8 protein-coding genes are annotated in these 11,806 nt (G+C 53.4%); 2 read left to right on the top strand and 6 right to left on the bottom strand.

Annotated elements, in window-relative coordinates:
- Positions 1-207 precede the first annotated feature (207 nt).
- Positions 208-3,810 (top strand): carboxypeptidase-like regulatory domain-containing protein, encoded by a 3,603-nt coding sequence (locus QJ48_RS25940; protein WP_054976297.1) that lies wholly within the window; start codon positions 208-210, stop codon positions 3,808-3,810.
- A gap of 122 nt (positions 3,811-3,932) precedes the next feature.
- On the opposite strand, the gene QJ48_RS25935 is transcribed toward QJ48_RS25940, so the two are convergent.
- The 3 genes from QJ48_RS25935 to QJ48_RS25925 all read right to left on the bottom strand — a co-directional run bounded on the left by QJ48_RS25935 (position 3,933) and on the right by QJ48_RS25925 (position 7,084).
- Positions 3,933-4,760, bottom strand: coding sequence for a carbohydrate ABC transporter permease (locus QJ48_RS25935; protein ID WP_054976296.1), 828 nt, complete (start codon positions 4,758-4,760; stop codon positions 3,933-3,935).
- A 1-nt stretch (position 4,761) separates the two neighbouring features.
- The gene (locus QJ48_RS25930) at positions 4,762-5,646 is read right to left on the bottom strand and encodes a carbohydrate ABC transporter permease (protein ID WP_054976295.1); all 885 of its coding nucleotides are present in this window, start codon (positions 5,644-5,646) and stop codon (positions 4,762-4,764) included.
- Between the two features lie 61 nt (positions 5,647-5,707).
- Positions 5,708-7,084, bottom strand: a complete 1,377-nt coding sequence (locus QJ48_RS25925) for an extracellular solute-binding protein (protein ID WP_054976294.1) — start codon at positions 7,082-7,084, stop codon at positions 5,708-5,710.
- 266 nt (positions 7,085-7,350) lie between these two features.
- Here QJ48_RS25925 and QJ48_RS25920 point away from each other — a divergent pair, with 266 nt between their 5' ends.
- Positions 7,351-7,602: a YkgJ family cysteine cluster protein gene (locus QJ48_RS25920; RefSeq protein ID WP_054976293.1), complete on the top strand. Its 252-nt coding sequence runs from the start codon at positions 7,351-7,353 to the stop codon at positions 7,600-7,602.
- A gap of 33 nt (positions 7,603-7,635) precedes the next feature.
- Here the strand turns inward: QJ48_RS25920 and QJ48_RS25915 are convergent, their stop codons facing one another.
- From QJ48_RS25915 to QJ48_RS25900, 3 genes are all read right to left on the bottom strand, one after another.
- Positions 7,636-8,079, bottom strand: coding sequence for a hypothetical protein (locus QJ48_RS25915; protein WP_054976292.1), 444 nt, complete (start codon positions 8,077-8,079; stop codon positions 7,636-7,638).
- 898 nt (positions 8,080-8,977) lie between these two features.
- Positions 8,978-10,396 (bottom strand): dihydrolipoyl dehydrogenase, encoded by a 1,419-nt coding sequence (gene lpdA / locus QJ48_RS25905; RefSeq protein WP_054976290.1) that lies wholly within the window; start codon positions 10,394-10,396, stop codon positions 8,978-8,980.
- Positions 10,397-10,402: 6 nt separating this feature from the next.
- Positions 10,403-11,773 carry a dihydrolipoamide acetyltransferase family protein gene (locus tag QJ48_RS25900; RefSeq protein WP_054976289.1) on the bottom strand — a complete coding sequence of 457 codons (1,371 nt, stop codon included), beginning with the start codon at positions 11,771-11,773 and terminating at the stop codon, positions 10,403-10,405.
- Positions 11,774-11,806: the final 33 nt, after the last annotated feature.

Below are 11,806 nucleotides of genomic sequence, written 5' to 3'. Positions count from 1 at the left end.
TTGCTACAACAGAGCCAAGACAGTGAAATTTGCGGCGATATTGTGATCGGTGAATGGCGAACTCTGACAAGCGGACATGCCGAAGCCTATTCCCGAACTAAGGTGATCTCATCGTAACTGGACGATAAATATTCTGTCTGAACCAAAATTTTCTTCTTTATTCGTTTTTTTTTTTCCTTCACGCATTGGTACAAATTAGGAAACTGGATGAACGCAATTTTCGATAAGGCCGAAATTTTCGTCGCTTCCAGCAAAACCGGTTTTGCCTTCGATCGGGTCAAGCACTTTGACTTTCAAAGCTACGGCTGGAAAACCGATTACCTCGATTTGTCGGCTTATGCCGGTCAGCAGGTGTTTGTCGCCTTTAACTTGAACGGCGAATACGGCAGCGATTTCGGATGGTACATCGACAATCTGGAACTGATCGGCCCGGAAACGGCCCTACCCCCGGCGCCTCACGTCAAAATAAGAAGCAACACGCCGGGAAGAGTGATCGTCGAGTGGGACAAAGCGCCGGAAGGAAAAATTAAAGAATACGTCATCTACCGCTCCACACAGCCTGGCGGCTATTATCAAGAGGTCGGAACAAGCCGCTCGCAAAATTACGGGGAGATGCCGACACCGCAAAAAGGCACTTATTACTATACGGTTAAAGCCCGAACCCAAAGCAACGTTCTAAGCGAGCCGTCGAACGAAGTGTCCTGGACCTTCACGGCCGGCAAAGAACTGTTCGCCGACGACTTTAACGGACCCGATGACAACGGCTGGACGCACAGCGGAGATAACGATCAGTGGGAGCGGGGCGTGCCCAATCTGGCTCGCGGGCCCAAGACCGCCGTTTCGGCACCGAATGTATGGGGAACCGGACTGTTGAAGGAGCTTGCAAAGAACAGCGACCAAAGCCTGATCTCCCCTGAAATCGATCTGACTCGGGCGCAGCATGCCTCGGTCTATTTTCAGCAGTGGCATGATTTGGACGAATTCGATAAAGCGTATGTCGAAGTCAGCAAGGATAACGGCGCGACGTGGGATAAAATCGCTCAATATCCAAAGCAGCCGACAAGATTTTGGTATTTGGAAGAAATTGGTCTAGGGAACTATGTCGGGCACAAGATCAAGGTGCGTTTTCACCTTACAAGCAAAAATTCGATAGGCAGCGCAGGATGGTACATCGACGATTTCGAAGTAAGAGAAACGCCTCCGGTCAAATCGAAATCGGCAAGTCAGGCCAACGCCAACGATGACGAGCAGCCGGCGCGGTCGGGCTTCAGGCCTTCTTTGCAAGCCATCCGCGCGACGAAGAGCTTTTCCTTGCAGAGCAGCGACGCAGCAGCATCTTCCCTGCCTGCCGACGCTACCGTCACGGTGCTTGAGACGGACCGCTCGACGAAAACCGTGACGGGAACCGGCCGGTATACGCTGAAACACCCGCCCGGAGACTACACGCTGCGTGTCGAAGCTTACGGTTATCGTCCCGTAACCCGAACGGTCAGCATTCAAAAGGACCACACCGTCAAGGCGGACTTCCATCTGCAGCCTTTGGCCAAAGGACGGATTACAGGGCAAATCACCGATCGGCAGACAGGTAAACCGATTGCAGGCGCCAATGTCAGAACGATGGAGGATCTTCGGACGACACCTGCGATCACCGATGCGCAGGGAGAGTTTTCGATGGAAGCGTATGAAGGCGATTATACCCTGCTGATTTCCGCGCTCGGCTACTTATCCGAAAACACGCCGATTCATGTGCAGGGAGATCAAACGCTCGTCAAACCTGTAAGACTGCAATCATTTACCGGTACTCCGAATGAACTGGCATACGATAGCGGCAAGGCGGAAAACGCGCTAGCGTATCACGTCGCCGGGAACGGCTATGTGGTGCGGATGACGGCGGACGGCCTTTCGCAGGTGACGGGGGCGCGCTTTTTCTTTTGGAACGAAGGTTGGCCGGTACCGGTAGGAACCCGCTTCCAATATGCGATCTATGAAGCCGATCCGATCGACGGTACCCCGGGGAAAATGATCGCGGGACCTTATGACGGAACAGCCAAAACAGACGGTACATGGACCGACGTTGCTTTTCAAAACCCGGTCATTCTTAACGGCGACTTTTACATAGCCTACCTGCAGACCGGAGTGTACCCGGATGTTCCCGGCCTGGCCGTTGACGATTACCGTGAAAACTTCAAGCGCTCTTGGAAAAAAGACGGCGATCAATGGTCGCGTTCGACGACGGTCGGTAACTTCATGATTCGGGCCAAAATCAACAAAATCACCGGCGTTCCGGTCGACCCGCCGCCGGGTGTGGTCTCCATCGCCGTCACTCCTGCCCAAGCGGCATTGAAAGCGGGTGACACGGTCCGGCTAAGCGTGACGGCCTCCGTATACTCCAGCGTCTATTCGGATGTGTATTCGAACGGAGGCTTTAAGACGATTCCCGTGACTTCCGGGCTGAATTTCACCTCTTCGGATGACAAAATCGCTTCTGTCGATCAGACGGGCCTCGTTCGCGGGATCAAGTCGGGACAAACGACTATTTTTATCAACTATGCCGGAGCCGCAACATCGGCTGCAATTACGGTGGAAAGTGAAAACCGGCCACAGCCGGAACCGAAACCCGAGCCGAAGCCTGAACCCAAGCCTGATCCTGTGCCGGAACCAAAACCGGATTCGGGATCAGACTCTGAATCGGCCCCGGCTCTGCCGCCGTCGTCATTTACCGCCGGACCAAAGGTGGAGGATCGCCTGAAAATCATGGACGACGGCAGAATTATCGGCTACTTAAAGACAGCGTCGAATAACGGAATGGAGACGGCGGTCATTTCCATCTCCAAGGATGAAATGGAGCGTCAATGGTCCAAGGGAAAAACGGAAGCCATAACGATGAATTTCACTTCCGTCAGCCTGTCCAAGTTTCATTCCGTCACCATTGAACTGGACCCGGCCACCACCGATCGTTTACTGGCCGCAGGCACGCGGATGATGATTACCGGCAGCTCTTTCGCTATCGAACTTCCGAATGCTGCGCTTTCGGAGTTTAGAACTAAGGAAGGTCTGAAAATCAATATGGCCGTCAGCGCCGAAGGGTTAGGCGGTGTTCAACCGATGGCGGCGGGAAGCGCGACCATGGTTTCCCCGATCGTATCCGTCTACCATTCTAATGACGTCTTCGGCCAGCCGATTACCCTTACCTTAAAGCTAGACAGCAAGACAGCCGCAGGGCAAAAAGCAGGGTTGTACCGCAAAGACCGGGAAACCGGATGGAGCTTTGACAGAGCGTCGGCCCGCAACGGCGACAATCTCGTTGTCAGCCTTTCCCGCCCAGGCTCTTATGTCGCGCTGGAGTATCACCGAACGTTTGCCGACATAGCCGGGCATTGGGGACGAAATGAGATGGAGATTCTTGCCTCCCAACACGTGATTGCAGGGAAAACGGACGATTCGTTCGCTCCCGAAGATTCCGTGACGCGGGCCGAATTTGCCGTCATGCTGGACCGGGTATTAGGAAAAGACGCGGATTGGCACCAACGTGCCCAAGAAGAGGGCGCTCGACAGCCGCTCACCCGCGAAGAAGCGGTTTTCATGCTGGTGGAGGCTCTGGGAATGGAGCTTCCGGGCGTGAACATCCAGCTTCCTTTCAAGGATATCGACAATCTTCCCCCGAAAGGGCGGTCCTCCGTAGCCTATGCATTCGATAAAGGCATCATTAACGGAGTGGAAGAAACCAGGTTCGCAGGCAACGAGCCCTCCTCCCGCGCTCAGGCGGCGGCCATGATTTATCGGCTGATGCTCAGCTTAGGCAAAATATAACGACAACGAAAAGACCTCGAATTCTTTGAGGTCTTTTCGTTTTGAGTGATTTAGAAAGAGGTTTTCGGTTGAAATAGAGATCGCCCTGCCCATGACGCAGCGAAGGCGGGCAGAAGGGGCGATTACCCCTTTACGCTGCCCGCCGTGACGCCCTCAATAATTTGTTTTTGCAAAAAGGTGAAGATGATAATGATCGGGATGACGCTGATACTGATCGAAGCGCACAGGGCGCCATAGTTCATGTTGAATTTGTCCGCAAACCCGACAACCGCCACAGGCAGCGTCCGGAGCGTCTGTGTGGACAGGAATAGGTTTGCCATAACATATTCGTTCCAATGGCCGAGGAAGTTAATGATGAACACCGTAACGAGCGTTGGCAGCGATAGCGGGAATACGACCCGGAACAGCAAGCCGTAAGCGGACAGCCCGTCCATGATGCCGGCTTCTTCGAGCTCGGTAGGAATCGCCTTCATGAAAGCCGCCACGACAAAGACGGTTAACGGAATCCCGAACGCCATATACGGAATAATCAGCGCCAAGGGGGTATTGTACAGCCCCATGTCCTTCACCATAATATACAGCGGAATCAGCAGCGAAGCCGGAGGAATGAGCAGCGAGAGCAGCAGCAGACCATACACTAGCTTGCTGATCGACGGAAACCGCATTCTCGTGACCGCGAAGGCGATCCCCATGGCGAGCAGCAAAGACCCGACCGTAGCGATGGTAGCGATATAAAGGCTGTTAATAAAATACGTGCCCAAATGTGAATTCGTCAGCGCGCTCTCATAGTGCGAAAAGGAAAACTCCGAGGGCAATCCCCATGGATTCGTGATGATTTCGTTATTTTTCTTTAAAGACGAGATCACAATGAAGTAAATCGGGTAAACGACGATAAGCACATACGGAATCAGGACGAGATGAGGAATACTTTTGGCCAACGCTTTCTTCATGTCAGTATTTAACCTCCTCTACCCTGCGTGAGAACAGATGGAAAATAAGCGTGACAACAGACGTAAACACAAAAATGATAATCGCAATGGCATTGGCGTAACCGTATTCGCCGGCTGAATAGGCCTGCTTGTACATATACGTGGCCATGACTTCCGAACTGCCGAAAGGCCCGCCGCTGGTCATAATCAATACGATATCCAGCGCCTTCATCGCACCCGTGATCGACAGCAGCATGACGACGACAATAACCGATCGAATGAGCGGCACGGTGATGTGCCACGCCTTCTTGAAGCCGACGGCGCCGTCAATTTCCGCCGCCTCCAGTACTTCCGAAGGAATCGCGAAGATGGCCGCGAGCACCAGAACGATATAAAATCCGGTCCACTGCCAAGCGTTCGCTACGAGCACCGCGGTCATCGCCGTATCCGGGTTGCCGAGCCACGGCTTGGCCACTTCGGCGAACCCGGTAACACGGAGAAGCTGATTGAGCAGCCCGGCATCCGGTTGGTATATGAATTGCCATATAATCCCGACTGCAGCCGTCGACAGCACGCTCGGCAAAAAAACCGATACTTTATAAAGTCCCAGCATCTTCTTCGCCCTGCTGATGATAATACCGACCGCGATAATAATCGGAACTTGAATAATAAGCGAAAACCCGACAAAATAGACGTTATTTTTAAATCCGATCCAAAACTTTTCGTCTTGGAGCGCTTTAAGAAAGTTATCAATTCCGTTGAACACCGGTTCGTTAATCCCGTTCCAGCTTGTGACGGAATATCTTAAGGACGAGAACAGCGGGACGATATAAAACGTCACATACAAAACCAGGGCCGGGACGACAAAAATTAAGTAGGCCACCGGATTCCTCAGCACCTTATTCATGGATCACCCTCCGATAGCAAAATGCGGGCGCCGCGCGTTGGCGGCACCCTCGTTTAGCTTTTTATTTTTTATTGCCGTCGGCTTTATTCGCTTCTTCCTGCGTTTTTTGCATGCGTTCGGCTACTTTCTCCGGTGCAATTTGTCCGCCAAGCAGCTCTTGCATCGAAGTTTCGAGCGTCACCTTCACTTTCGGCTGAACCAAAGCGTCGAACGCCGGGAATGCACCTTTAGCCGAGCCTTGAGCGTCGCTGATTTCTTTGACCAGCGGATGCGCGTCGTTCGAGCCTTTTACGTTTTTCATAGCCGGAATCCGGTTTGCTTTGTTCAGCTGGTCGGCTTGATTCTCGACCGTGTAGAAGTTTTTGATGAACGTTTTGACGGCTTTCAATTCGTTCTCGTTCAGGTGAGCGGAGAAGCCGTAGCCGTTACTCCAGCCGCCGTTGATGTAGCCGTCGCCTTTGCCGCCCACATCCGGGAGACGGAAGAAGCCGACATTGTCTTTCACGGTCGATTTTTCCTTGTCAAGCACCGCGGAAGTCGCCCAAGTGCCGTCAAACAGCATAGCAGCCTGGCCTGTGTAGAACTTCGCTTGACCTTCGGCATATTTCAGTCCCAACACGTTAGGATCGATATAGCCCTTTTCCTTCAATTCCTTCATCCGCTTGAACGCTTCTACAACCGGAGCGTCGGTCCACTTGGTTTTGCCCGGTTTGAAGCCTTCCTGCAGCTCGGTACCGCCTAAGCCGACAAACAAGCTGTTGCCAAGCATGTTGATGGCCCAAGCGCTTTCCGGACCGCCGCCCAACGCGATCGGCGTAATCTTTTTCGCTTTCAAAGCTTCGCAGACTTTGAGGAACTCTTCCCAGTTTTTCGGAACCTGTACGCCGGCGTCCTGGAACATTTTCTTGTTGTAGTAGAACCCTTCCACGTAACCGGACTCCGGCAGACCGTAGATTTTACCGTCTACCGTAAATTCGCTGAGGTTGTAGAATTGGTCCGACAAGCCAAGCTCTTTAAGAATATCGTTCAACGGGAGCAAATGGCCTGCTTTGGCATAGTTTTGGGTATCCGCACCGCCGAATAAGTTAAAAATATGCGGCGGCTTGCCGGAGGACATTTCCGCTTTCAGCTTCACATCGCGGTTGACGGTATCTTCAACGCCGTCGAGGTTCAGCTTAAGTCCCGGAACGTCCTGCTCCGTTTTCGCCGTCACCTTTTGCAACAGCTCCAGCGTCGATTTCGCCGTGTCCCGGACGTTGATGTGGCGCACCGTCATTTGGAACGAGCCGGCTTTCGCTTCCGTACCGGCAGCCGACTTGCCGGCCTCCGCGCCTTTGTCTTTGTCGTTATTCGCAGCCGGCGCAGAGCTGCCGCAGCCAGCCAGTACGGTGGTCAGCAAGAGCGCTGCGCTTGCGGAACAAAGTACACTTTTCTTCATCTGGGAATCCCCCTATGTCCATATTTGTATCGGTGACCTTCACCTTGCTTTTATTATAAAATCGCGCCATGACGCGTCACAGGTATACATTTCAACTTTGGTGGGATAAAATTATCTACTTCATTATATTTTCCATTTTTAATAGGGTCTTCCTGACATAAAAAGGGGCAACCCGCAGGTTGCCCGATATTCGGAAAGGATATGGTATACTAAGAGGATGAGTCGCAGAGCGCGCTTGAAGCGCGAGACAATAGGAGGTAAGACCTATGGAGTGCCGGATCGGATGCGCCGCTTGCTGCATCGTCATATCGATTTCTTCCCCGATCCCGGGCATGCCGGAAGGCAAGCCTGCCGGGGTTCGCTGCATCCAGCTCACGGCGGATAACCGATGCGGATTGTTCGGGAGTCCGGAACGCCCGGCCATATGCGGCAGCCTGCGGGCCTCGGAGGAAATGTGCGGCCATTCGAACGAAGAGGCCTTTGCGTATTTAGAAACTCTGGAGCGGGCGACAAGCTGAGGCTGGGTCGTCCTGCTTTCAATGCTCCATTATTCACGGTTCATTCGGCACTCTTAAATAACCGTCGCCATAGCATTCCATCGCATGATCCGTTTCACATTCAAACTTAAGAGAATACAAGTCCGTTCTGGTTGCAGTATAGTATCCCCCGGCGCCTTTTTCCGGAGGCACAACGACTTCGGATTTGACGACACCGTCATTGAGACTCATGAGAGAAACAGTCGTACTATAAACGTTTTCATAGATGCTTACGTAGCTATAAGTAATTACCATTCCTTCCTTGACATAAATGTCTCTGGTTTGTGACCCTCCATAGCCTGGGGGAAGGAATGCCCCTTGACATGAATAGAACTCGTCGCTGCAATCGTACGTAACGCGAGCAAAAGCTTCCCTCGTGCCCAAGCCTGTGGAAAGCGCAGTAATGATAAGCACTACGATTATTTTTTGAACCGCCTTTTCTTTGAACGCCAGACTCATTTCATACACCGTCCTTTCCAATTATTAAATTTTAGAACGCTGCATCGGCTAAAGGATCGTTCCTCCATCCCCCCGATGTGAAAAATTGAGCTGTAGCTTCTTATTTGATACATTTTGTATCATAAATAGCAGACTAGACCGCTTCGCAAGGCCGCATCCTGTTATTTCGATGTGCGTAAGTAGCCTGATCCGTCACAATTGCCTCCATAATAACATTGTATCGTAAGATAATAATAGTCCGATCTCGGCGCAATCAGATCTCCTCCGGCTTCGCCCCCTATAGGGACATTCAAAGAAGCAACTTGTCGTTGTTGACCCCGGTCGTCATATGAAACTAAAATTTCCGTGTATGAACTGTCGTACCTATTTTTCGTTCTGAGATCCTTGTAATGGTATGACATTACCTTCCCTTCGGGAATATAGATTCTGACAGTGTGCGCAAGCTGTGCAAGTTCAGGTACCAGATCGGCCGCCTGACAGTCATAAAGGTTATCGCTGCAATCCCAATACGTCTGATAGGGCGAGGCCAAAGCCTCCCTCGTACCCAAGCCCGTGAAACAAACCGCACTTAGAAGTATGGCGATTATTTTTTTTAATCCTTGCCCTTGAAAGCTAAAACTCATCTCAAACACCTCCCTCATCTTAAATTTGAAATCGTTAAACTGCATATGTTGTATCGGAAATGGACGGCGCCTTGTCCATGTTCCTTCGTTCCGCAAATATAAAATGAAAATTATGGATCTATAGTTTAATATTACCTTTTAATGCCTATAAGTAAATATGCCTCTGGGAGTAGGCATATAGTTTCAAATCAACCGTCTGAAAAAATTTTGAAATAAAAAAACCAAGGCGTCGCAGCTCTAAAGCCGGTATCGCCTCGGTTTTTGGATATACGGATTTATTTTTTGCCGAGCTGGTGAATCGGATGGCCGAGCGCGCCTTCGGCGGCGTCCATCGTGATTTCGCCAAGCGTCGGATGCGCGTGAATCGTCATCGCAATGTCTTCCAGCGTAGCGCCCATCTCGATGCCGAGCGTCAGCTCCGCGATCAGGTTGGAAGCTTCCGCGCCGACCACCTGTGCCCCGATCAAAAGGCCGGTGTCTTTGTCGCCGACAAGCTTCACGAAGCCGTCCGTAACGTTCATCGATTGCGCACGGCCGTTCGCCCCGTAAGGGAACTTGCCGGTGAACACATTGATGCCCTTGGCTTTCGCCTCGGTCTCGCTGAGGCCTACGCCGGCGATTTCCGGATCGGAGAAGACGACGGCCGGAATGACTTTGTAGTCCACAACGCTTGGCAGTCCGGCAATGGATTCTGCCGCCACTTTCGCCTCATACGAAGCTTTGTGAGCAAGTGCCATGCCTGGTACGATGTCGCCGATCGCGTAGATATGCGGAACGTTCGTCTGGCATTTTTCGTTGACCGGGATCAAACCGCGTTCGCCGACCTGTACGCCTGCAAGCTCCAGCGACAAGTCGCCGTCGGTGTTCGGACGGCGGCCGACGGTAACCAGCACGTAGTCCGCGGTGATTTTATGCTCTTCGCCTTTAACGGTGTAGGTTACCGTTACATCCTTGTCCGTTTGCTCGCAGCCTTGAGCCATCGCCTCGGTGACGACCTCGACGCCGAGCTTTTTCAGGTTGCGCGCTACCGGCTGCGACAGTTCTTTTTCGAAGCCCGGCAGGATCGAGTCGGAGCCTTCCAGCACCGTCACCTTCGCGCCGAACTTGGCATACGTTTGTCCCAGCTCGATACCGATATAGCCGCCGCCGATGACGACAAGGCTCTTAGGCAGCTCGCTAAGCGACAGCGCTTCAGTCGAGGACAGAATGCGTCCGCCGTACGGGAACGCCTTCAGCTCGATCGGACGGGAGCCGGTCGCAATGATGCAGTGGTTGAAACGGTAACGCGCCGTTTCGTTATCGTTGAAGACGCGCGCTTCATGCTCGTTGATGAACAGCGCCTCGCCATTAAAGATTTGCAGCTTATTTCCTTTCAGCAGCATCCCTACGCCGCCGCTTTGCTTCTTGACGATGCCGTCTTTCCACTCTTGGATCTTCGCCCAATCGACGGTCACATTCTCCGCAGAAATCCCGATCGACGTGGCATGCTTGATCACTTCAAAATGATGCGCCGCGGAAATCAGCGCCTTGGACGGAATGCAGCCACGGTTCAGGCACACGCCGCCAAGCTCGGATTTGTCCACGATCAGCACGCTTTTGCCAAGCTGCGCTGCGCGGATACCGGCTACATAGCCGCCGGGACCGGCCCCGATGACCAGAACGTCAATTTCAACCGATGCGTCTCCTACTACCATCTCGGATTACACCTCCATGACAAGCAGTTCCGGATCTGCCAGCAGCTGCTTGATATAGTTCATAAAGTTTTGAGCCGTAGCCCCGTCGATAATGCGGTGGTCGAAGCTGAGCGACAGCGCCATGACCGGAGCGATGACGATTTCGCCGTTTTTGACGACCGGCTTCTCGCTGATGCGGCCCGTACCGAGGATCGCCACTTCAGGGAAGTTGATGATCGGCGTAAAGAACATGCCGCCGGCGGAGCCGATATTCGTAATTGTGATCGTGGAGCCTTTCAGCTCGCTCGGACCGAGTTTGCCTTCGCGGCCGCGTACTGCGAGATCCTTGATCGCGCCGGCAATGGTCCAAATATTTTTGCGGTCCGCGTCCTGGATGACCGGTACGATCAAACCGTTGTCCGTATCCGTCGCGATGCCGACATGGTAGTACTTTTTGTAGACGATTTCCTGCTTCTCTTCGTCGATCATGGCGTTCATCGCCGGGAATTGACGGGACGCCGCCACCAATGCCTTCACGATGAAAGGCAGGTAGGTCAGCTTGACGCCCTTCTTCTCGGCAACCGGCTTCGCTTTTTCGCGCAGCGCAACGAGACGGGTCACGTCGACTTCGTCCATCAGGGTCACGTGCGGAGCGGTATAAGCGCTCTTGACCATCGCATTCGCGATCGCCTTGCGGATACCTTTCAGCGGTACGCGCTCTTCCTCGCGGTCGCCGCTGACCGGCGCTGCTGCGGAAGGCGTCGCCGCGCTTGCTGCAGGAGCCGCTGTCGCCGGTGCCTCAGCCGCTTTCGGTGCACCGCCGCCGGAAACGAAGCCGAGCACGTCTTCGCGCGTCACGCGTCCGTTCTTGCCTGTCGCGGTAACCTCCGCGATGTTGACGCCCTTGGCGCGCGCCAGCTTACGCACGCTTGGCGTCGCGAGCACTTCGCCCGCGCTGCCAGCCGCTTGGGCTCCGCCGGCCATCGGCGTATCCAGCTTCGAGGCGTTCACGTTCGCCGCTACGGCGCCGCCAACCGCGCACTCGGCATCTGCGCCGCCCTGCGCAGCCGAAGCTTCCGCTTGCGCTGCCGCTGGAGTCGCCGTCTGCGCAGCGCTCGGCGCTTCGCCGTGGCCATGGGCCTGCTGTGGCACCTCGCCGGTCACTTCGATGACCGCGATCACGTCGCCGATCGTACATACCGTACCTTCGGAAACCTTGAGCTCGATGATTTTCCCTTCTACCGGAGAAGGTACTTCCACCGTCGATTTATCGTTTTGAACGTCCATCAGGATTGTTTCGTCATTTACCGTATCGCCGGGTTTTACGTGCCATTTCACGATTTCGCCTTCGTGGATGCCTTCGCCCAGCTCGGGAAAGCGGTATTCAAAGTTTGCCATCGGTCGCTCACCGTCCTTGCGTCTTAGTAAAAT

Source organism: Paenibacillus sp. A3, from assembly GCF_001399685.1.
GTDB lineage: Bacteria > Bacillota > Bacilli > Paenibacillales > NBRC-103111 > Paenibacillus_G.
The sequence above is the reverse complement of the archived record's forward strand: the minus strand, read 5'-3'. Positions and strand labels throughout refer to the sequence as shown.

Coding starts and splice junctions, on each gene's coding strand:
- QJ48_RS25925 (WP_054976294.1), bottom strand. CDS start 7,084: ATGAAGAAAAGTGTACTTTGTTCCGCAAGCGCAGCGCTCTTGCTGACC.
- QJ48_RS25930 (WP_054976295.1), bottom strand. CDS start 5,646: ATGAATAAGGTGCTGAGGAATCCGGTGGCCTACTTAATTTTTGTCGTC.
- QJ48_RS25935 (WP_054976296.1), bottom strand. CDS start 4,760: ATGAAGAAAGCGTTGGCCAAAAGTATTCCTCATCTCGTCCTGATTCCG.
- QJ48_RS25920 (WP_054976293.1), top strand. CDS start 7,351: ATGGAGTGCCGGATCGGATGCGCCGCTTGCTGCATCGTCATATCGATT.
- QJ48_RS25900 (WP_054976289.1), bottom strand. CDS start 11,773: ATGGCAAACTTTGAATACCGCTTTCCCGAGCTGGGCGAAGGCATCCAC.
- lpdA (WP_054976290.1), bottom strand. CDS start 10,396: ATGGTAGTAGGAGACGCATCGGTTGAAATTGACGTTCTGGTCATCGGG.
- QJ48_RS25915 (WP_054976292.1), bottom strand. CDS start 8,079: ATGAGTCTGGCGTTCAAAGAAAAGGCGGTTCAAAAAATAATCGTAGTG.
- QJ48_RS25940 (WP_054976297.1), top strand. CDS start 208: ATGAACGCAATTTTCGATAAGGCCGAAATTTTCGTCGCTTCCAGCAAA.